This is a genomic window from Paraburkholderia phytofirmans PsJN (assembly GCF_000020125.1).
GTDB classification, from domain to species: Bacteria; Pseudomonadota; Gammaproteobacteria; order Burkholderiales; family Burkholderiaceae; genus Paraburkholderia; species Paraburkholderia phytofirmans.
In genome coordinates this window covers 1,135,138-1,156,326 of sequence record NC_010681.1, presented here as the reverse complement: position 1 = coordinate 1,156,326, position 21,189 = coordinate 1,135,138, and the positions used below count along the sequence as shown (strand labels likewise).

Sequence of the window (21,189 nt, the reverse complement as noted above, 5' to 3'; positions counted from 1 at the left end):
GGGCGCCTGCAGGTCATCCATCTTGCAGGCATCGCGTAAGAGCAGTACGGCAGATTCCGCAGATCACACAAAAAAGCAGCACGGAGGAGAAGTGATCGAGCTTCACGCTTTCGACGATCAACGCGCCCAATCCGACGCGTTGGCGAAAGCGGTCGGCGACGCGTTACATGCGTCGCTCGCCGCACAGGCCGCCGGTTCCACCGCCGCGCGCCCCGCAATGCTTGCAGTGTCCGGCGGCAGCAGTCCGCGCCCGTTCCTGCAGACGTTGTCCACGCAGACCTTCGACTGGGCGCGCATTGCCGTGACGCTGGTCGACGACCGCTGGGTGCCAGAGACGGATAGCGCGAGCAACGCGCAGCTGGTGCACGCCACGCTGTTGCAGAACGCCGCGAAGGATGCGACCTTCTGGCCGCTCGTGGATACCACGCAAGATCTCAACGCGCATGTCGCCGCGCTGAACGCCGACGCGCGTTTTAGCAACGTGCCCGACATCGCGATTCTCGGCATGGGTGAAGACGGCCACACCGCGTCGATCTTCGCCGACTCGCCCGAATGGGATCATGCGATCACCACCACCGAACGCTTCGTCGCCGTGCATCCCGGCAGCGCGCCGCACGCGCGCGTGAGCTGGTCGATGTCCGCGCTGAAAGAAGTCAAGCATCTGTTCTTGCTGATCGCAGGACCGCGCAAGATGGACGTGCTCAATGCCGCGTCCGCTTCGCTACAAAAAAATGCCATCTCGCAGTTGGCAAACGACAAGGGAGTGAGACTCGATGTCTACTGGTGTGCAAACTAAGGCTGTTCCGGGCGCGGGCCAGCACGCCGATGGACCGAGGCTGCTGGCCGACATCGGCGGCACCAATGCGCGCTTCGCGCTGGAGACGAGCCCGGGCGAAATCGGCTCGGTGAAGGTCTATCCGTGCGCGGACTATCCGGGCGTTGCCGAAGTCATCAAGAAGTATCTGAAGGACACGAAGATCGGCCGCGTGAATCATGCGGCGATTGCGATTGCAAACCCGGTCGATGGCGATCAGGTGAGCATGACGAATCACGACTGGAGCTTTTCGATCGAGGCCACGCGGCGCGCGCTGGGTTTCGACACGCTGCTGGTGGTGAACGACTTTACCGCGCTGGCGATGGCGCTGCCTGGCTTGACCGATGCGCAGCGCGTGCAGGTGGGTGTCGGCGCACGTCGGCCGAATAGCGTGATTGGTTTGCTCGGGCCGGGCACCGGCATGGGTGTGTCCGGTTTGATTCCCGCTGATGATCGTTGGATCGCGCTCGGTAGCGAAGGGGGTCATGCCACTTTTGCGCCGGCTGACGAACGCGAAGATATCGTGTTGCAGTACGCGCGCAAGAAGTGGTCGCATGTGTCGTTTGAGCGCGTGGCGGCGGGGCCCGGTATCGAAGTGATCTATCGCGCGCTTGCGGGTCGCGACAAGAAGCGCGTGGCGGCGAACGTCGACACGATCGAGATCGTCAAGCGCGCGCTGGAAGGCGAGCCGTTGGCGGCCGAATCCGTCGATGTGTTCTGCGGCATTCTTGGCACGTTCGCGGGCAATATTGCGGTGACGCTTGGGGCGTTGGGCGGGATCTATATTGGCGGTGGTGTCGTGCCGCGGCTTGGCGAGTTCTTTTCACGTTCGTCGTTTCGGAAGCGCTTCGAGGCTAAAGGCCGGTTCGAGGCTTATCTGCAGAATGTGCCGACGTATGTGATTACCGCTGAATATCCAGCGTTTCTCGGTGTGTCGGCGATTCTTGCCGAGCAGTTGTCGAATCGCGCGGGTGGCAGTTCATCGGCTGTGTTCGAGCGGATTCGGCAGATGCGCGATGCGTTGACGCCCGCCGAGCGACGTGTTGCCGATCTTGCGCTGAATCATCCGCGCTCCATTATCAACGATCCGATTGTCGATATCGCACGCAAAGCCGATGTGAGTCAGCCAACGGTGATCCGGTTTTGTCGCTCGCTCGGTTGCCAGGGGTTGTCGGATTTCAAGCTGAAGCTGGCAACTGGTTTGACGGGCACTATTCCTGTTAGCCATAGCCAGGTGCATCTTGGCGATACGGCGACGGACTTCGGCGCGAAAGTGCTCGATAACACCGTGTCGGCGATTTTGCAGTTGCGCGAGCATCTGAATTTCGAACAGGTCGAGCGGGCTATCGATCTTTTGAACGGCGCGCGGCGGATCGAGTTTTATGGGCTCGGGAATTCGAATATCGTCGCGCAGGATGCGCATTACAAGTTCTTCCGGTTTGGGATTCCTACTATTGCCTACGGCGATTTGTATATGCAGGCGGCTTCTGCTGCTTTGCTTGGGAAGGGAGATGTGATCGTCGCTGTGTCGAAGTCAGGGCGTGCGCCTGAACTGCTGCGGGTTCTTGATGTGGCTATGCAGGCTGGGGCTAAGGTGATTGCTATTACTTCTAGTAACACGCCGTTGGCTAAGCGGGCTACTGTGGCGCTTGAGACTGATCATATTGAAATTCGTGAGTCGCAGTTGTCTATGATTTCGCGGATTCTGCATCTGGTTATGATTGATATTCTGGCTGTGGGGGTCGCTATTCGGCGCGCTGTGCCTAGTGCCGATGTGGCGGAGACTGTTGCCAAGGCCAGGCAAGGGGCTGATGATGATGCTAGCGCTGTGCTCGATTGGTTGAGTCATGGGGCGGCTTCTTCGGCTCGGGATTGAGGTTTGACGTTTGAGGTTGTTGGCTGCGCCGCAGTTGTTGGTGTTGTGGTGTTGGCCTTTCCTTTCTTTGTGGTCTATTAGCGTTGCCCCTGTGCGGGGCGGCACCTACTTTTCTTTGCCGGCCGCAAAGAAAAGTAGGCAAAAGAAAGCGGCTCACACCGCTAATTCTTAAGCGGGTCCCCCGCGCAGCCACGGTAGTGGTGCATCTGGAATCCGTGTTCTCGCACATTCCGCGTAAGTGACACAGCAGTCATTCTTCCGGCGGCGCTGCGCGCGCCGTTGTAGTCCTTCTTCCCGTTGTCATTGATTCGTGGGTACGACACGATGCCCTGCGTCGCGCCCAGCGTGAATGCAACCGACGAACCCTTGTGCGAACAAAAGTCGTTTTTATCTTGAGCCTTGGATGAGTTGCAAAGGCTGTTTTGAAAGCGCAATAGCGTCGAAATAGACCACTCAAAGCTTAAGGAAACCTTAAGTACTCCCGCGATCTTCAATGAATCTTTTGAGGCAGACATAAGGCTCACCGGCCGTCAGCCAATCGAAGGCAATGATTCATCTGGACGACTTAATTTAACTTCACATTCACGGACTATTACTAAAAGTTTCCCCATCACTTTTAAAGGAGAAGGACGTGAAGACGATCAGGAGATGGCAGCGTGCGCAGAGCGTGATCGCAGGTGGTGTCGCCATGCTCGCCGCGCTGCATGCGGCAACGGCGCTGGCGGGTGACGCCGACGATCACTCGCGCGAGCACGAGGCAGTCAAGCATGTGCTGTTGATCAGCTTCGACGGGTTGCATGAGCAGGACGTCGCGCGCTGCATCGGTTCGAATTCATGTCCGAATCTGGCATTGCTGGCGAAGTCGGGTACGAACTACACGAACGCGCATACGCCAGGCCTGTCCGATTCATTTCCTGGTTTGGCTGCATTGGTGACGGGCGGCTCGCCGAAGTCGGCCGGTCTGTTCTACGACGTATCTTATGACCGAACGCTTTACGCCCCTTCCGATACGGGCTGCACGGGCAAACAAGGCTGGAATGTCGTATTCGACGAAACAACCGGCGTCGATGGGGAAAATGGCGGCGCGCTGACGCATCTCAACGGCGGCGGCGCTTTTAACCCGCAGGCTATCCCTCACGCACTGGTCAACGGCGTGTGCCAGCCGGTCTATCCGCACAACTACATCAAGACCAATACCGTCTTCGAAGTCATCAAGGAAAACAAACGGGACGCGCGCACCGCTTGGGCCGATAAGCACGCGTGGGGCTACGATTGGCTGAACGGACCATCCGGTATTGGTGTAGACGATCTATCGCGCACGGAAATCAATTCGATCGATCCTGCAACTAACACCAATTACACCGACATCTACACGCACACGGAAAAATTCGACAACTTGCATGTTCAGTCGCTGATCGCCGAGATCGACGGCAGGGACTCCACCGGACAGTCGCGCGCCGATGTCCCCACGCTGTTCGGCACCAACTTCCAGACGCTGAGCGTTGCCCAGAAGGCCACGGTCGCGAAGGGCGGCGGCTATCTGGATGCGAGTTTCACGCCGGGCCCGCAGGTCGCCGCCGCGATTGCCTATCTGGACGACGCGTTAGGCCGTATCGTTGCTGAACTCAAGCAGCGCGGGCTTTATTCGTCCACCGCGATCATTGTCACGGCCAAGCATGGCCAGTCGCCGACCGACCACTCGAAGCTGGTGAAGAACGGCGACACGCTCACGAAACTGCTGGAAGCCAACAATTATCTGGACCCGAATGGCAACTTCGGACAGAACGCGACCAAGAGCGGCAATCTGAACGACGGCACTGGCCTCGTGGATACCGGCATGGTTCAAACGGACGACGTCGGGCTAATCTGGCTGCGTGACCAAAGTCAGTTGCACGCGGTCGTCAAGACGCTGAAGAGCAACCTCAGTTGCAACGCTCCGGGCATCTGCGCCGACGGTCCGCAGGCGTACATTCTGTACGGACCGCAACTTGCCGCGCGCTTCGGCAATCCGGCGCGCGGCCGCACGCCCGATATCATCGTGCAGCCGAATCCGGGTGTCATCTATACGTCGAGTACGTCGAAAGACGAAGAGCACGGCGGCAACGCGCCGGACGACAGCCATCTGGGTCTCGTGGTTTCCGTGCCGGGTGCTCGTCGAACGGGACAAACCGTCGACGAACCGGTGCTGACCACTCAGGTCGCGCCGACTATCCTGCGCCTGCTCGATCTCAGACCTGAACTGCTGCATTCGGTTGCCATCGAAGGAACCCGTGCGCTGCCCGGCTTCGAGCGCAACCGCTTCTAGACTTGAGAGGGCGTCCACCGCGGCGACCCAAGCGTGCTCACTTGCGCGACGCAGTCGTTCTGACATCGATGGACGGACGGTTGCGCCGCTGGCATAGCCCGGCGACAGCCGGCGGCACAGAGCAATTGCGCACGGCGGAGAAATCAGGAAAGGTGCGCGATGAGTTATCGCCTGGTCTCTGCCTGACGCAAGTCCGCATTCGAGCCAGGAGCCTTGGTTAGTGTGCCATCGCGGTGCGGCGCGCCTTTATGTTGAACCGCGTTCGCTTATCCTGCGTCATCCCTGCAGGGCCGACACTTTCGCGGCTATCCGCCGCTGTCCGCGCGGCCTTTGCCAGAAGGTCCGCGGCGTGGCGTGCCGTGATGCGGCTCTGAGGAATTCCCTTCGCATCGAGTGCGATGACCTGGTATAAGTCACGGTCCATCTCGACTTCGCGTTGGTAGTCCTCGCCCGTGTCCAACAGCAGTTCCAGCAATTTCCGTTGCCGGTGTCTTTCTTCTCGCGTCACAGCTGGACTCCTAACTATTGAAGCCGCGAGTGTGACCAACTTGTCCAGTTGACTCAGCTGCCGTTCAAGCAGTCCAAAGGCCGATAAGGCGAGCTTTTCGTATTGAAGTGCGTCAACCGGTGGGCGCGACGTGATGCGTGAATGCTTGGCGGATTTACTCATGGCGCGATCTCCCTGAAACGTATTCGATCGCCCACACACGCGCTTACGCGGTGGTGAGCGGGCACAGTGACAAGGTTGACAGACTGGCCCAAACCAAACCAGCAGACCCAAAAGGTCTCCCCATCACGGCCCGCCCATTGCAGATGGACGCGCAGAAACAGACGCACAGACTTGCCCGGGCAAGCGTGCGGGTTTGGTTGCAGGCTGTCAAACCTGACCGTCCTTGAACGACGGCGAATTGAGTTTAAACGTCTTGCTTCACGAGTGATCACCCGCACGAGCAAAAAGCCGCGCACCCGCAAGATTTCTGAAATTTCCCAACCACGCTCACGAACGAAGTACTACGACGCAGCGGAAACGCCGGGAGAAAACGAAGCAATTGTTTGAAGAACAACCGCGCCGGCGCGCGCAGCGCCGCCGGAAGAATGAGCGCCTTGTCACGAAAGCGGAATGTGCGAGAACACAGATTCCAGATGCGCCACTACCGTGGCTGCGCGGGGGACCCGCTTAAGAATTAGCGGTGTGAGCCGCTTTCTCTTGCTTACTTCTCTTTGCGGCGGCAAAGAGAAGTAAGTGCCGCCCCGCACAGGGGCAACGCTAATAGACCACAAACAATTCAAGGAAAGGCCAACACCAAAAAGCCCACACCCAAAAAAGCGATAATAGAACCCCCGAAGCGCCGCAGGCAAAAAAGCAAACCCCGATGATCATCCGCCCCCACGTCCATTGGTTCCGCATGCTGCTAGCCTGGCGGGGCTCCGTCCTCCCGCAACTGCTACCGCGCCTTGCGCTGATCTTCTGCATTTCGATAGTCGCGGTGGCGGCGCACGACCACCTCCTCCCGATCTCGCTAAACCTGAACACGACAGCGCCCTTCTCGCTGATAGGCATAGCGTTAGCGGTATTTTTAGGCTTCAGAAACAACGCCAGCTACGACCGCTGGTGGGAAGCCCGCAAGCTATGGGGCCAACTGCTGAACGAATCACGCTCCCTCATCCGCCAGGCGCTCACCCTCCCGACAAAACAGCTACAAAAAGAAGACCTGAAAGAATTCACAGCAGCACTCAGCGCCCTGCCACACGCGCTGCGTCACCAACTCCGCAAGAGCGACCCAACCCAAGACCTCGCCGAACGCCTGCCGCCAGCCCTATTCGCCCGAGTCACAGCGTCGCGCTACAAGCCAGCCACCTTGCTGCTTTCCCTAGGCGAATGGGTACAACGCCAAGCCAAAACAGGCGCAATCGACCCAATGGCCGTCATCGCCTTCGATAGAAATCTGAATGGAATCTCGGATGTAATCGGCGGATGCGAGCGCATCGTTTCAACGCCGCTGCCGTTCGCCTATTCGGTGATGATTCACCGCACGGTGTATTTCTTCTGCGCGTCGCTGCCATTCGGACTGGTGGACAGCATCGGCATCTTCACGCCGGTCTTCGCCGTCTTCGTGGCGTACACGTTCATGGCGCACGAAGCCATTGCATCGCAAATCGAAGAGCCTTTCGGCATCGACGAAAACGACCTTGCGCTCAACACGATGTCCCTGGCAATCGAAGACGCCATGCGCGACCTGCTCGGCGAACCCGCCATCAAGTTGCCGAGCCCAGGAGCAGAAGGCTACATGCTCGATTGAGCCCGCTTCGACTAAAGCGCATCGCCGGCCGCTCAACGCTCAGCTATTGCCAACCGTCTCCGACAAACGCTTGAGCGTCGCCACCCGCGCGCCGATGATATCGATACGGCCACGCTCATCGACCACCGGCGTCGTAGCGTTCAGATACGCGGTCCACGCTTTCTGCGCGCGCGTCAATGTCGGACGCGTATGCACCGGCATCTTCGACCGCAGACGTCGGTAATAACGGTTCAGATCGAACATCGCGTGTTCGCACTGCGCATCCGCACTGCACGGCCGCACCCGGCGCGGCGGATCGCCGCCGGCGGCCGCCTTCGCCACAGCACTGCGCAACGCGAGCGCGCGGTCACGCACCGGCTGCAATTGCATATCGGCTTCGGCAAGCACGTACATCGAACCGTGTGTCGTGGCGAACACCGCCGCGAGCAACTGCTTCTCGGCGTCGCGTGACGCCTGCCAGCTCGCCTGGCTCTTGTCCCACCGCTTGCGCTGCGCGGGCGGCAACTTCTGCTGAAGCTGCTGCCACGCGTTATCGAGCGCGGTCTTCCAGCCGATCCGCGCGTTGTCCATGCATTGCACTTGCCCCGTCGTCGACGACATGTCGCTGCGCGCGAGGCACGTACGCATCGACGCATCGATCGGATCGGCGGCGGCGACTTCGGCATGCGCCGGCAACGACACCACGCCGAACACCGCCGCCGAAGCCAGCGCCAACGCGCCGAACGCGCGCCGCGCGCCGCGAACGCCGGCGCCGGCAGCCAACAGGGACGTCACCCGCAACATCATCAGCCGCGAACGCAATCGACGAAGTACTCGATGCGCCCATTGATCGTTTCGCCGACGAGCCCATGGATATCCGTGTGGAAACCCGGGAAGCGCTCGTTAAATTCGCGCGCGAAACGCAGATAGTTGACGATGGTCTTGTTGAATCGCTCGCCCGGAATCAGCAGCGGAATGCCCGGCGGATACGGCGTCAGCAGGATCGACGTGACACGGCCTTCGAGCTCGTCGATAGGCACGCGGTCGATCTCGCGGTGCGCGAGCTTGGCGAACGCATCCGACGGCTTCATGGCCGGTTCCATGCTCGACAGATACATCTCGGTGGTCAGACGCGCGATGTCGTTCGCGCGGTAGACGCTATGAATCTGCTGGCACAGATCGCGCAAGCCGACGCGCTCATACATCGGATGATGCGAGACGAACTCCGGCAGCACGCGCCACAACGGCTGGTTGTTATCGTAGTCGTCCTTGAACTGCTGGAGTTCGGTGACCATCGAATTCCAGCGGCCCTTCGTGATGCCGATCGTGAACATGATGAAGAACGAATACAGCCCGGTCTTCTCAACGATGATGCCGTGTTCCGCCAGATACTTCGTGACGATCGCAGCCGGAATGCCAGTCTCGCCGAAGCCGCCGCCCATATCCAGACCCGGCGTGACGATGGTCGCCTTGATCGGGTCGAGCATGTTGAAGTTGTCGGCGAGCGGGCCGAAGCCGTGCCACTCGTCGTTCGGGCGCAGCATCCAGTCTTCGCGCGAACCGATGCCCTCTTCGGCGAACTGGTCCGGGCCCCACACCTTGAAGAACCAGTCGTCGCCGTATTCGGCATCGACCTTGATCATGGCGCGGCGGAAATCGAGCGCTTCGGCGATCGATTCTTCCACCAGCGCAGGACCGCCCGGCGCTTCCATCATGGCCGCGGCCACATCGCACGAGGCGATGATCGCGTACTGCGGGCTGGTCGACGTGTGCATCAGATACGCTTCATTGAAGCGATGCTTGTCGAAGCGGCTGTTCTTCGAGTCCTGCACGACGATCTGCGAAGCCTGCGAAATGCCGGCCAGCAGTTTGTGCGTGGAGTGCGTGGCGAACACCATCGCGCCGATCCGCGGACGGCCCGCGCCGATCGCGTGCATGTCCTGATAGAACTCGTGGAACTCGGCGTGCGGCAGCCAGGCTTCGTCGAAGTGCAGCGTGTCGAGCCAGTCGCCTAGCATCTCCTTGATCATCTCGACGTTGTAGATCACGCCGTCGTACGTGCTTTGCGTGATAGTCAGAATGCGCGGCTTGAGGTTCGGATTCTTCGCGAGCGCTTCGCGGGCAAACGGGTTCGCCAGGATCTTCTTCTTGATGTTCTCCGGTTCGAACTCGCTGCGCGGAATCGGCCCGATGATGCCGAAGTTGTTACGCGTGGGCGTGAGGAACACCGGAATCGCGCCGGTCATGGTGATCGCGTGCAGAATCGACTTGTGGCAGTTGCGGTCCACCAGCACGATGTCGCCCGGCGCTACCGTGCCGTGCCAGACGATCTTGTTCGACGTGGACGTGCCGTTGGTCACGAAGAACACGTGGTCGGCGCTAAAGATGCGCGCGGCGTTGCGTTCCGAAGCCGCCACCGGACCCGTGTGATCGAGCAATTGGCCGAGTTCGTCGACGGCATTGCAGACGTCCGCGCGCAGCATGTTCTCGCCGAAAAACTGATGGAACATCTGGCCAAGCGGGCTTTTCAAAAACGCCACGCCGCCCGAGTGTCCCGGGCAGTGCCACGAGTACGAGCCTTCATCCGCGTACTGCACCAGTTCCTTGAAGAACGGCGGCGCGAGCGAATCCAGATACACCTTGGTCTCGCGGATGATATGGCGCGCCACGAACTCCGGCGTATCCTCGAACATGTGGATGAAGCCGTGCAGTTCACGCAGGATGTCGTTCGGCAAGTGGCGCGACGTACGCGTTTCGCCGTACAGGAAGATCGGAATGTCGGCATTGCGGCGGCGCACTTCCGTCACGAACGCGCGCAGCGCGACGATCGCGGCCGCGAGTTCCGGCGTTTCGCCTTCCACCACCACGTTATCGACGTAGGGCAGCAACTCGTCGTCGTCGATCGAGAGGATGAAGCACGAGGCACGGCTCGACTGTTGCGCGAACGAGGTCAGATCGCCGTAGCTCGTCAACCCGAGCACTTCCGCGCCTTCTTTCTCGATGGCTTCGGCCAGAGCGCGAATGCCGGAACCCGAGATGTTCTCGGAGCGGAAATCTTCGTCGATGATGACGACGGGAAAACGAAACTTCATGGGCGATTCTCCAAAAAGAACGACCGCTGCATTCTGTAAATTGCAGCGGTCACCCGAATAGCTAGTGGGTCAATGCGCTGCCGACGTCACGTCTTAGGCAACGTGACGCCGTGCTGACCTTGATATTTGCCGCCGCGATCCGCGTACGACGTCTCACAAATCTCGTCGCTTTCGAAAAACAGCACTTGAGCGACGCCTTCGTTCGCGTAGATTTTCGCAGGCAAAGGTGTCGTATTCGAGAATTCGAGCGTGACGTGCCCTTCCCATTCCGGCTCGAACGGCGTCACGTTGACGATGATCCCGCAACGCGCATACGTGGACTTGCCCAGACACACGGTCAGGACGCTGCGCGGAATGCGGAAATACTCCACCGTGCGCGCGAGCGCGAACGAATTGGGCGGGATGATGCAGACATCGCCCTTGAAGTCGACAAACGACTTCTCGTCGAAATTCTTCGGATCGACGATGGTCGAGTTGATGTTCGTGAAGATCTTGAATTCGTCGGCGCAGCGGATGTCGTAGCCGTAGCTCGACGTGCCGTAGCTGACAATCTTCCGGCCGTCTTCGGAGACGCGAACCTGATCGGGCGCGAACGGCTCGATCATGTTGTGCGACGCGGCCATGCGCCGGATCCACTTGTCGGATTTGATAGTCATAGGTGAACGCTGCTCGACGTGAATGACAGAGGTATGACGGATAACGACCCGGTTGGTGCCGGGTCACTTTTGGCTACTTTTGGCTTACTGCGCGCCTGCTTTGCGCTGACTTTGCGGCGAGCCAGGCGGCGTGCCGTTCGGCGCCCTACGCTCGCTTTGCCGAATGTCCCGCCTATGCGGCAGGACAGGCGCTCCGGCGAGGCAGCCGAACGAAAGGCGCTTATTTTACGCGATCGTGAGCATGGTGCCGCGATTAGGCTTAGGCGCGGTCCGGCGCCTTCTCCGAAGCTGCTTTAGATGAATGCCGGCAGCGCGCGCCCGGACCTCGCACACGAGGCCCGCTCACCGCTCATTGGCGAATCAATCCACAAGCGAGAGCGGGGCCCGCACCATGTTGCGGATACGCGTACGGATCTGTCGCGTCGTGATGCAGCAGAACCGCGCGCTGCAACACCGAACGGATACCGTCGAGCGACACGTCCGGCGCGACGATGAAGCCCGTGGCCACGCCGTTCGCGTCCGCGTGAATATTGCCGAGGTCGCCCTCGACGCGCGCGCCCGATTTCAGACGCTCGGCGGCCGGCGAAAACACCTGGCCGGCGCTGGAACCGTCGGCGGCATTGCAGTCGCCGCGCTCGTGCACTTGCAACGCGTGATCGCTATTGGGCGGCATGCCCGCGAGGTTGTAGGTGACCTGCACGCCGTCCGAGCGCTCGATGAACGTGACGAGACCGCGCGCCTGATTGCCCACGGTGGGCAGCAACTGCGCGTCCGCACGTTTTTCCTGTGGTCTCAGGAACGCGCTACAGCCGCATAACAGCACACTGCTGGCAGTCAGGACGATGAACGCATGCACCGCCTGCCCGTCGATTCGTTTTCCCATGCGATCCTCTTGCCGGCCTGGTGGCCGCCCCTGCGGCCGCCGAGCCGAACTTGTGAAGTCGACATGATACCGCGAGACCAGGCGAAAACAGACGCCTTGGCCCCTTGTCCGAACGGCTGGTCAAGCGTGGCCCGTCGAACCTGGCGTGTCGCGCCAGCCCGCCCGCGGGCGCGATCCTCCAGGAGACTTCCCGCGAGGCCGGAAACCTGAGGTAGCCCGCGTTTTCTCAGGTGTTCTGGACCACGATATTGGGGAACTTCGAAGTCATGTCGCGAGCGCGTTCGGCGATATGGATCGCCACCTTGCGCGCGATCGACCGGTAGATCTCCGCGATGCGCCCTTGCGGGTCGGCCACCACGGTCGGTTTGCCCGAGTCGGCCTGTTCGCGGATCGCAATGTCGAGCGGCAGGCTGCCGAGCACGTCGACGCCATATTCCTTGCCCATCCGCTCGCCGCCGCCGGCGCCGAAAATATGCTCTTCGTGGCCGCAATTCGAGCAGATATGCATGCCCATGTTCTCGACGATGCCGAGGATCGGAATGCCGACCTTCTCGAACATCTTGAGGCCCTTCTTTGCGTCGAGCAGCGCGATGTCTTGTGGCGTGGTGACGATCACGGCGCCCGTCACCGGCACGCGTTGCGACAGCGTGAGCTGAATGTCGCCGGTGCCCGGCGGCATGTCGACGATCAGGTAGTCGAGATCGTTCCAGTTCGTCTGCCGCAGCAGTTGTTCCAACGCGGAAGTGGCCATCGGTCCACGCCACACCATCGGGTTGTCCTGCTCGATCAGAAAGCCGATCGAGTTGGCCTGCAAGCCGTGACCGGTCATCGGGTTCATCGACTTCTCGTCCGGTGACTCGGGGCGCCCAACGATGCCGAGCATCATCGGCAGCGACGGGCCGTAGATGTCCGCGTCGAGAATACCGACCGATGCGCCTTCGCTCGCCAGCGCCAGTGCGAGATTCACGGCGGTCGTGCTCTTGCCGACGCCGCCCTTGCCCGACGCCACCGCGACGATGTTTTTGACGTTCGGCAACAGTTTCACGCCGCGCTGCACGGTATGCGCGGCGATCTGCTGCGACACCTGGACACGCACGTCGGCCACGCCCGGCACGGCGCGCAGCGCATCCGAGAATTGCGCGCGGATAGCGTCGAATTGGCGCATGGCCGGATAGCCGAGTACCACGTCGACGCTAACCGTGTCACCCTGCACGGCGACGCTTTTGATGTTCTTGGCGGCTGCGTACGGCCGGCCGGTGTTGGGGTCGGCGACGGCCGCGAGGGCAGCGTCGACCAAAGCCCGATCGATACTCATTGACACTCCGTGGGGAACACCTGCGGCGCAGCGGAATCGAAATCTCGGCCACGCGCCGGAATTTGAAAGAAATTGTTAGTCAGCATTGCGAAAACCAGGCGTGCCGGGCACCCTTCGGGCAGGCGGAACGCCATGGGGCCGCATCGCTGCGTGCTTCAGCCATTATTGTAGTGGCTGGCGCCAAGCCGTGCCGGAAGACCCTTTTTTACTGTCGGACCGAGGCTGAGCAGGGCGTAAGACTTATCGTGCTGGTGAGCCGGCGGCTTTACCGCCGTCACGTTCGCCGTATAGATTTATTCCTGTCGCCGCTTTGCTTGCCTGACTCGCTTCACTCAAGAGGAATCAAAAATGAATGCAAAAATCATGACTCGCCTGGCAGTCTTCGCCGTTGCCGGTTCATTGCTGGCGGGTTGCGCCAGCCAACAGGGCACCAACACCGCCGTCGGTACGGGCGTTGGCGCCGGCACCGGCGCGGCGCTCGGCGCCATCTTCGGCGGCGGTAAGGGCGCGGCAATCGGCGCGGGCGTCGGCGCGGCGGTGGGCGGCATCACCGGCTACAACTGGCAAGCCATCCACAACAAGCTGTCGGGCGCTACCAAGGGCACCGGCACGCAGATCACCGAGCAGCCGGACGGCTCGCTCAAGCTGAACATCCCGAGCTCGGTCACGTTCGACACCAACAGCTACGCGGTCAAGCCGTCGTTCGCGCCGGTGCTGGACCAACTGGCGCAGACCATGCAGCAGAATCCGGAACTGGTCGCGCAAGTGGTCGGCCACACGGATAGCACGGGCCAGCCGGCGTACAACCAGACGCTGTCGGTCAACCGCGCGGAAAGCGTGACGGGCTACCTGGGTCAACGCGGCGTCGCGCCGCAGCGCCTGTCGGCACAGGGCTTGGGCCAAACCCAGCCGATCGCCGACAACAACACCGAAGCCGGCCGTGCCGCCAACCGTCGCGTGGAAATCTATCTGCGCGCCACGGCGCAGCATGCCACGCAATAAGGACGAGGGTTCGGGAGACTGAGCAAACCGGTCGCTGGGGCAGTATCACCGGCGATCGCTACGCTTTGGAAGGCCGCGAAAGGCGGAAACAGGGAATGTCTGACAGGAACGAAAAAAATTTCGAACTCTGCCGAAAATCCGCTGTCTGTCTTTACGGTACGTGGCTGGCGAAGCCGCCGCGTCACCATTCTCCTCTTGTCGTTGTTGCTCCGGGGTTAATAGCCCCGGTTTTTTTTGGGCGCTCGGTTTACACACCGTCCGGCCCGCAACGGCTCACGCCGCGCCCCAGGCTGCCCACCCCGCGCCGGGCGCCTGCCCTGCTAGAATCAACCTTTCGTCCCACCGCAGGCTCCCACCATCCTTATGTCAGCACCCGTAACCGATCTCTCCGCAGGCGCGCCGTCAGGCCGTCGCCAGATTCTCGTCACGTCGGCCCTTCCGTATGCGAACGGGCAAATCCATATTGGCCATCTGGTCGAATATATCCAGACGGACATCTGGGTCCGGACGTTGCGAATGCACGGGCACGAGGTCTATTACGTGGGCGCCGACGACACGCACGGCACGCCCATCATGTTGCGCGCGGAGAAAGAAGGTCTCACGCCGAAGCAACTGATCGATCGCGTCTGGCAGGAACACAAGCGCGACTTCGACAGCTTCGGAATTTCGTTCGACAATTACTACTCGACCGACTCCGAAGAGAACCGCATTCTCAGCGAAAACGTCTATCTGGCGCTCAAGGAAGCGGGCCTGATCGACGCGCGCGACATCGAACAGGCGTATGACCCGGTCAAGGAGATGTTCCTGCCGGATCGCTTCATCAAGGGCGAATGCCCGAAATGCGGCGCGAAAGACCAGTACGGCGACAGCTGCGAAGTATGCGGTTCGACTTATCTGCCCACCGAGCTGATCAATCCGTATTCGGTCGTCTCGGGCGCCACCCCGATTCGCAAAACATCGACGCACTATTTCTTCCGCCTGTCCGATCCGCGTTGCGAGAATTTCCTGCGCGCGTGGGTCGGCGGCCTGGCGCAGCCGGAAGCGACCAACAAGATGCGCGAATGGCTCGGCGACGCCGGTGAAGCCAAGCTCGCCGACTGGGACATTTCGCGCGACGCGCCGTATTTCGGCTTCGAGATTCCGGGCGCGCCGGGCAAGTATTTTTACGTGTGGCTGGACGCACCGGTCGGCTATTACGCGAGCTTCAAGAACCTCGCAGAAAAACGCGGGCTCGACTTCGACGCGTGGGTTCGCAAGGGTTCGACCGCCGAGCAGTATCACTTCATCGGCAAAGACATTCTGTATTTCCACACGCTGTTCTGGCCGGCCATGCTCGAGTTTTCGGGCCACCGCACGCCGACCAACGTGTTCGCGCACGGCTTCCTGACCGTGGACGGCGCGAAGATGTCGAAGTCGCGCGGCACCTTCATCACCGCCCAGAGCGTGATCGACACGGGGCTGAATCCGGAATGGCTGCGCTACTACTTCGCGGCCAAGCTGAACAGCACGATGGAAGACCTCGACCTGAACCTCGACGACTTCCAGGCGCGCGTGAACAGCGATCTGGTCGGCAAGTACGTGAACATCGCAAGCCGCGCCGCCGGCTTCCTGATCAAGCGCTTCGACGGCCGGGTGCAGGACAGCGCGATGCAGCATCCGCTGCTCGCCTCGCTGCGCGCCGCCGTGCCGCAAATCGCCGCGAACTACGAAGCCCGCGAGTACAACCGCGCGCTGCGTCAGACCATGGAACTGGCCGACGCCGTGAACGCCTACGTCGACACCGCCAAGCCGTGGGATCAGGCCAAAGACCCGGCGAACGGGGTTGCGCTGCACGAAACCTGCACCGTCAGCATCGAAGCGTTCCGCCTGCTGTCGCTGGCGCTCAAGCCGGTGCTGCCGAAGCTCGCCGAAGCGGTCGAAGGCTTCCTCGGCGTCGAACCGCTGGTATGGGCCGACGCCAACGTGCCGCTCAGTTCCACGCGCCCGATCAATGCGTACAAGCATCTGATGACGCGTGTCGATTCGAAGCAGATCGACGCGCTGATCGCCGCCAATCGCGACTCGTTGCAAGCCACGCCGGAAGCGGCCGCGCCGGCCGACGCCAAAGGCAAGTCGAAGGCAGCCAAAACCGCAGCGGCAAAAGAGGACGAAACGCCCGGCATCATTTCGATCGACGACTTCGCGAAGATCGATTTGCGCATTGCGAAGATCGTCGACTGCAAGGCGGTGGAAGGGTCGGACAAGTTGCTGCAACTTACGCTCGACGTCGGCGAAGAGAAAACCCGCAACGTGTTTTCGGGCATCAAGTCGGCGTATCAGCCGGAGCAACTGGTCGGCAAGCTGACGGTGATGGTCGCGAACCTCGCGCCGCGCAAGATGAAGTTCGGCCTGTCCGAAGGCATGGTGCTGGCCGCCTCCGCCACCGACGAGAAAGCGGAGCCGGGCCTGTACATCCTGGAGCCGCACAGCGGCGCGAAGCCGGGCATGCGCGTGAAGTAAAACGCGCGGCGTCTCACGCTGCAAGCAAGCATGAAAAAACGGCACGCCCTAAAAAGGCGTGCCGTTTTTTTTACCCCAGCGCGAAGATTCAGGCGCAGCCAATCAACCCATCACCACCGAATCCGGTCGAAGCGCCGCGTGTAAAACAGTTCGACGCCGGTGAACGTGCCGCCGTAAGCCCCGACCGACCAATACCGCGTCAGGTTGACCGTCGCCTTGATCGCATTGCTCGCCGACTGCAGCCCCTGTTCGTAGCCGATCACGAGCCACTCATTGATCGCCTTCGACACCATCACCACTTGCGGATCGGTCAAGCCGACTTCGCTCTGTCCGACCGAAAACTCGTCGAGCCCGAACGTCTGCGCGATCCGCTTGCCGCTCGCGCTGCCGAGCAGCGCCAGCGCCGTCGTCATGGTGCTTTGCTGACCGAGGTTGTTACCCTGATCCGTGCCGTGGCCGAACAGCAGCCACGAGAGTTTTTCGTTGTCCGGCACGTTCGGCTCGGACACCAGCTTCGCCGTCGGGAATTGGACCGTGCCCGTGACCTGCACGCCCGCCTCGACCTGCTGATTGCGACGCATGGCCAGGATATTGATGCCGGGATTGGCCACCGGCCCGTTGAACGTGAAGAAGCCGTTCTCGATGTTGAGCTTGCGGCCGAACGCCGTGTAGGTCGAGCCCGGCGTGACGCGCACGTTGCCCACCGCGCGCAGCGGCAGATTCGGCGCGCTCATCGCGGTGATCGTGCCGGTCAGGCCGAGGTCGGCGCCCTGGCCGCGGAAACGGAAGTTGTTGCCGAGGCTGATGTCGATATTGGCGCGCGGCGCGAACGGACCGATCGGCTTGTTGGTGCCCGGCACGGGCCGCGGACGCTCGCCCGCCACCGAACCGTCCGGGCGCACCACCACCACGTCGTCGCCGAGCTTAGGCGCGGCCTGCTCCGGCATGTCGAACAACGCGTGATCGACCACGAATTTGCCGTTGATCGCCATGCCGCCCTGCGCACCGGCATTCGCGACGCTCGCGCTGCCCGACAGCGACAGGTTGCGATCCGGCGCCGCGAACAGTTCGAGCTTGTCCGCGACGATGCTCGCGGTCAGATCCGGTTGATCGCCGTCCAGACGTACGCGGCCGGTCGCGCGCAAGGTGCCGCTTGCGCCGTGAAATTCGACCTGCTGGAAGTCCACCAGATTGTGTGAAAGCGCGATACGCACTACGCCGTCCTTCAACTGCACGCCCTGATCGACCATGGTCGCGGACAGGCCGTCGCCGAGCAGCGAGCCGGTCAGGTTCGGCTTGGCGACGGTGCCGCCGAGCGCGAGCTTGAGCGCGAGGTGGCCGTCGAGCAGATAGCTCGGGCCGAACAGGCCGCCGGTCGTTTTCAGTGACGGCACGTTGGCGTTCACATTGCCGGTGAGCGCGCCGTCTTCGCTGACGGTCAGAAAGCCGTCGCGCATGACCAGCGTGGTGTGCGCATCGGCGTCGATCACACCGATGCGGCTCGCCTGCGCGTGCAAGGTGGCATTGAGCCGGTTGCCGCCGCTGAATTCGGCGCGCGCCGCGATGCTCGAAATACCGAGCGACGCAAGCCCCCGGCCGATTTCAACCGTGACGTCGCCGCTGCGGCGCTGCAACTGGATGTGGCCGGTCGCGGTGCTGCCGAGCGCGAAGTCCCAGTCGCCGTCGAACACCAGATCGGTTTTGACGTGCGGCGGCTCGCCCGTGATCTCGCGCCGCAGGTCCTGCAGACGCGCGACCGAGATGCCGGTCAGACTGCCCGCCGACTGAATCTTGCCGTGATCGAAAACAAAAGATTTCAGGCTCAACACCGCGCCTTCGAGCGTGAGGCGGGTCGCGCCGAGCGTCAGGCGGTCCGGCCCGGCGCTGACGGCGAGCGGCGATTCGAGATTCAACGCCGGCGTGCCGCGATTCTGCAACCGCGTGACGGTGCCGTCCCAGCGCGTGCCGTCGCGCGCTTCGGTCAGCTTGCCGTTGGCGGCGAGCGTGAGATCGAGCGGACGGTCCTGCAGCTTGCCGGTGGCCGCGGCCTCGAGCGTGTGATTGCCGCGCGTGCCGGACAGATGCGCGGTGAGCGTGGTCAGATCGACGCCGCCCGCGCTGAGATTGCGCGCGTCGGTGGTGAAGACGAGCGCGCCGTTCGCGCCGTCGCGCAATTCGGCGTGCCCTTCCGCATGGCCGATACGGTTGCTGCTGAACACCACGCTGTCGGCCTTGTAATTCAGCACGACGTTCGGATGCGCGAACGAGCCGGTGACGTCGCCATCGGCCGCGATGAGTCCTGCGAGACCGAAACCGAGGCGCTCCAGCGCTGGCGCGTCGACGCGGAACTTCAGCCGGTCGCCCCGCGCGCCGAAGCTACCTTGCAAATCCACCTGGTTGCCCGCGACCGAGAGGTTCGCGCGGCTCGGCAGAATCCGCGAGCCTGCCAACTGGATGGTGCCGCCGCCGGTCAACGGCAGGCCGTCGTAGACGCTCGGCCCGAGCTTGAATTCGGCCTTGGTCGTGAAGACCGGGCCGAGCATGCCGGCGGCGGTGAGCGTGCCGGTCACGCGCGCCTCGATTTTGCGGGCAGGCGGGGCACCGCGTTTCTTCGGCGGCGGCGTTTTGCGTTCGACCACTTCGGTTTTGACAGCGGCTTTGGCCGTGTTTTTCACGGCGGCGGCGGCTTTTTCCGCGGGCGCGGCGGACTTTGCCCCGGCCGTGCTGCCCGCTTGCGCGGCTGCGGCCTGTGCAGTTTTGCTGTTTTTTTCACGGCTTGCCGCCGGCGCCGCTTCGGCTACCGGCTTGCGCGACGGCATCTGCGAAGTCAGCGTCAACGGGTCGAAATCGGTCAGTTGCGCTTTCAGGTTGTAGGTGGAATTCGCGTCGTGCTTGAGCGCGCCGGACAGATCGATGCGGCCTTTGCCCGACGTGATGCGCACGTCGTTGAAGCTCGTGCGGGCGGGATCGAACGTCACCTTGCCCTGAGCGCGCAGCGCCGCTTTCGGGTCGGCGAGGTCGAGTGTGAGGCTCTGCACGTCGTCGTTCAGGCGCACGCCGATGGGGCCGGACAATTGCGTGGGCCGCACCGTCGCTTGCAGCGCGTTCAGGTCGAGGTTGGCGACCTGGAGATCGAACTGTCCGCGCTTGCCGGATAGCGTACCGCCGCCGGTGAGCGTGGCGTTTTTCACGAGCCGCACGACAAGATTCGAGATGCGCTGCGCCTGGGCATCGAGCCGCACGTCCGCGTTGGCGTCGATTAGCGGCAGCAGGTTTTGGTCGATCGCGCCGGGTTTGGCGTTGACGATCGAGACGTGGCCGGTGACCGCGAAAGTTGCGGCGGGTTGGCTGGTGCTTTTTCCGTTTGTGGCGGCGGGCGGTTGTGTCGTGCCGGCGGATTTGCTTGCGCTTGCGCTCGTGAGGGCGCTCTGGCTGGCGGCGCCGGTCGCGCCCAACACAACCTCTCCCGCCGCACCCCGCCCCACCGGTTGCAATTCCGCCCGCACCGCCAGATCGGCCATCGGCGCACCGGGCGCGAAAGCCTGCGGATTGATGTGATCGAAAGTCAGCGTGGCGCGCTGCAGCGGCACGTCGCCGAACGGCGTAGCCTCGACCCGCGCGTGACCGGTGAGCTTCATGCCGCTAGCATCGAGTTCGGCGATGAGGTTCTCCAACGAGCCGCTCAGATGGCCGCCCACCTGCACCGCTTCGTCGTTCACCTTCCCTGAATAGCCGATGTCCCCGCTCAGCGGAAACGGCCGCACACCGTCGAGTTTGGCGGCCGCCGTCACCGCGCCGAACGGCGTATCCAGCCGCTCGATGGCGGCTTCATGATGGCGCCCGTCGCTGCGACCATGAAAGACGAGGCGCGAGAATTCGGTCGTCGACGCACCCTGATGCAGCAGCAGCTTGTCGACCTGGACGTCGCGGACGTCGAGCTGCATCGGCAAACGCAAATCCTGGGGCAGCTTCACCGGTCCGCTGCTGCTCGACGACGAAGAACCAATGCGCGCGTCCACCGTGCCGATACGCAGATAGTCGATCGTCAAGCGCCACGGCTCGCGCGCGAGCGCCCAGCGGCCCGTCACCCGGTCGATCTGAATATCGGTGCCGCTGCCGTCGAGGCTGCGCCAGCGTACTTGCCGCAATTCCACGCCATGGACGAGCGCGCCACGCTCCAGCGTGCCGCTCAGCTTGCCGCCCAGCAGCTTGACCGCCGCCTGCCACGCGTAGGCGGTGCCGCGCTCGGTCGTCAGCGCGCCGTACAGCAAACCCACCGCCAACGCGAGCAACAACGTCAGTACGGCCACCATCCACGCGACCGTTTTCAGCAGCAACCAGCCGAGGCGGCGCCTGGGCGGCGGCTGCTGTCCCGGCGGCTCTCCTGGCGGATTAGCGCCGGGAGGCTGCACGGGAGGTTGAGTGGAAACGTCCGTGGTCATGCGTGGATCATGTGGAAGCAGGTTTT

14 protein-coding genes are annotated in these 21,189 nt (G+C 62.3%); 6 read left to right on the top strand and 8 right to left on the bottom strand.

The genetic code is table 11. The annotated features are described in order from the left end of the window. Positions 1 to 91: 91 nt before the first annotated feature. Both pgl and BPHYT_RS05010 read left to right on the top strand, forming a co-directional pair. Positions 92 to 796, top strand: a complete 705-nt coding sequence (gene pgl / locus BPHYT_RS05015) for a 6-phosphogluconolactonase (protein WP_012432075.1) — start codon at positions 92 to 94, stop codon at positions 794 to 796. Continuing rightward, on the top strand, positions 774 to 2,690 hold the full coding sequence (locus tag BPHYT_RS05010; protein WP_012432074.1) for a bifunctional transcriptional regulator/glucokinase: 1,917 nt from the start codon (positions 774 to 776) through the stop codon (positions 2,688 to 2,690). The genes pgl and BPHYT_RS05010 overlap by 23 nt, the downstream gene beginning before the upstream one ends. A 161-nt stretch (positions 2,691 to 2,851) precedes the next feature. On the opposite strand, the gene BPHYT_RS05005 is transcribed toward BPHYT_RS05010, so the two are convergent. Further along, on the bottom strand, positions 2,852 to 3,205 hold the full coding sequence (locus tag BPHYT_RS05005; RefSeq protein WP_041758285.1) for a hypothetical protein: 354 nt from the start codon (positions 3,203 to 3,205) through the stop codon (positions 2,852 to 2,854). A 116-nt stretch (positions 3,206 to 3,321) separates the two neighbouring features. Between BPHYT_RS05005 and BPHYT_RS05000 the strand changes: the two genes are divergently transcribed. Beyond that, positions 3,322 to 4,995, top strand: coding sequence for an alkaline phosphatase family protein (locus BPHYT_RS05000; RefSeq protein ID WP_012432073.1), 1,674 nt, complete (start codon positions 3,322 to 3,324; stop codon positions 4,993 to 4,995). Positions 4,996 to 5,212: 217 nt separating this feature from the next. Here BPHYT_RS05000 and BPHYT_RS04995 read toward each other — a convergent pair whose 3' ends face one another. Beyond that, positions 5,213 to 5,665, bottom strand: coding sequence for a hypothetical protein (locus BPHYT_RS04995; RefSeq protein ID WP_012432072.1), 453 nt, complete (start codon positions 5,663 to 5,665; stop codon positions 5,213 to 5,215). Positions 5,666 to 6,368: 703 nt separating this feature from the next. Between BPHYT_RS04995 and BPHYT_RS04990 the strand changes: the two genes are divergently transcribed. Further along, the gene (locus tag BPHYT_RS04990; protein ID WP_012432071.1) at positions 6,369 to 7,295 is read left to right on the top strand and encodes a bestrophin family protein; all 927 of its coding nucleotides are present in this window, start codon (positions 6,369 to 6,371) and stop codon (positions 7,293 to 7,295) included. 39 nt (positions 7,296 to 7,334) lie between these two features. On the opposite strand, the gene BPHYT_RS04985 is transcribed toward BPHYT_RS04990, so the two are convergent. The 5 genes from BPHYT_RS04985 to apbC all read right to left on the bottom strand — a co-directional run bounded on the left by BPHYT_RS04985 (position 7,335) and on the right by apbC (position 13,220). Continuing rightward, a complete protein-coding gene (locus tag BPHYT_RS04985; protein WP_083772064.1) occupies positions 7,335 to 8,078 on the bottom strand; it encodes a lysozyme inhibitor LprI family protein in 744 nt (247 codons plus the stop codon). A gap of 2 nt (positions 8,079 to 8,080) precedes the next feature. Further along, the gene (locus tag BPHYT_RS04980; protein ID WP_012432069.1) at positions 8,081 to 10,366 is read right to left on the bottom strand and encodes an arginine/lysine/ornithine decarboxylase; all 2,286 of its coding nucleotides are present in this window, start codon (positions 10,364 to 10,366) and stop codon (positions 8,081 to 8,083) included. An 86-nt stretch (positions 10,367 to 10,452) separates the two neighbouring features. Further along, entirely contained in the window at positions 10,453 to 11,022 is a 570-nt protein-coding gene (dcd, locus tag BPHYT_RS04975; RefSeq protein ID WP_012432068.1) for a dCTP deaminase, read from the bottom strand. 349 nt (positions 11,023 to 11,371) lie between these two features. Beyond that, positions 11,372 to 11,905 carry a superoxide dismutase family protein gene (locus BPHYT_RS04970; protein WP_012432067.1) on the bottom strand — a complete coding sequence of 178 codons (534 nt, stop codon included), beginning with the start codon at positions 11,903 to 11,905 and terminating at the stop codon, positions 11,372 to 11,374. A gap of 226 nt (positions 11,906 to 12,131) precedes the next feature. Further along, a complete protein-coding gene (gene apbC, locus BPHYT_RS04965) occupies positions 12,132 to 13,220 on the bottom strand; it encodes an iron-sulfur cluster carrier protein ApbC (protein ID WP_012432066.1) in 1,089 nt (362 codons plus the stop codon). Positions 13,221 to 13,568: 348 nt separating this feature from the next. Here apbC and BPHYT_RS04960 point away from each other — a divergent pair, with 348 nt between their 5' ends. Both BPHYT_RS04960 and metG read left to right on the top strand, forming a co-directional pair. Next, positions 13,569 to 14,222, top strand: a complete 654-nt coding sequence (locus tag BPHYT_RS04960; RefSeq protein WP_012432065.1) for an OmpA family protein — start codon at positions 13,569 to 13,571, stop codon at positions 14,220 to 14,222. 363 nt (positions 14,223 to 14,585) lie between these two features. Beyond that, positions 14,586 to 16,721: a methionine--tRNA ligase gene (gene metG, locus BPHYT_RS04955; RefSeq protein ID WP_012432064.1), complete on the top strand. Its 2,136-nt coding sequence runs from the start codon at positions 14,586 to 14,588 to the stop codon at positions 16,719 to 16,721. 110 nt (positions 16,722 to 16,831) lie between these two features. Here the strand turns inward: metG and BPHYT_RS04950 are convergent, their stop codons facing one another. Then, positions 16,832 to 21,163, bottom strand: a complete 4,332-nt coding sequence (locus BPHYT_RS04950) for a translocation/assembly module TamB domain-containing protein (RefSeq protein WP_012432063.1) — start codon at positions 21,161 to 21,163, stop codon at positions 16,832 to 16,834. Positions 21,164 to 21,189: the final 26 nt, after the last annotated feature.

What these genes read in the sequence shown, in the direction of transcription:
- BPHYT_RS04950 (WP_012432063.1), bottom strand. Translation starts at nt 21,163, where the DNA reads ATGACCACGGACGTTTCCACTCAACCTCCCGTGCAGCCTCCCGGCGCT.
- BPHYT_RS04970 (WP_012432067.1), bottom strand. Translation starts at nt 11,905, where the DNA reads ATGGGAAAACGAATCGACGGGCAGGCGGTGCATGCGTTCATCGTCCTG.
- BPHYT_RS04985 (WP_083772064.1), bottom strand. Translation starts at nt 8,078, where the DNA reads ATGTTGCGGGTGACGTCCCTGTTGGCTGCCGGCGCCGGCGTTCGCGGC.
- BPHYT_RS04960 (WP_012432065.1), top strand. Translation starts at nt 13,569, where the DNA reads ATGAATGCAAAAATCATGACTCGCCTGGCAGTCTTCGCCGTTGCCGGT.
- BPHYT_RS05010 (WP_012432074.1), top strand. Translation starts at nt 774, where the DNA reads ATGTCTACTGGTGTGCAAACTAAGGCTGTTCCGGGCGCGGGCCAGCAC.
- dcd (WP_012432068.1), bottom strand. Translation starts at nt 11,022, where the DNA reads ATGACTATCAAATCCGACAAGTGGATCCGGCGCATGGCCGCGTCGCAC.
- BPHYT_RS04990 (WP_012432071.1), top strand. Translation starts at nt 6,369, where the DNA reads ATGATCATCCGCCCCCACGTCCATTGGTTCCGCATGCTGCTAGCCTGG.
- BPHYT_RS04980 (WP_012432069.1), bottom strand. Translation starts at nt 10,366, where the DNA reads ATGAAGTTTCGTTTTCCCGTCGTCATCATCGACGAAGATTTCCGCTCC.
- BPHYT_RS05005 (WP_041758285.1), bottom strand. Translation starts at nt 3,205, where the DNA reads ATGTCTGCCTCAAAAGATTCATTGAAGATCGCGGGAGTACTTAAGGTT.
- apbC (WP_012432066.1), bottom strand. Translation starts at nt 13,220, where the DNA reads ATGAGTATCGATCGGGCTTTGGTCGACGCTGCCCTCGCGGCCGTCGCC.
- metG (WP_012432064.1), top strand. Translation starts at nt 14,586, where the DNA reads ATGTCAGCACCCGTAACCGATCTCTCCGCAGGCGCGCCGTCAGGCCGT.
- BPHYT_RS04995 (WP_012432072.1), bottom strand. Translation starts at nt 5,665, where the DNA reads ATGAGTAAATCCGCCAAGCATTCACGCATCACGTCGCGCCCACCGGTT.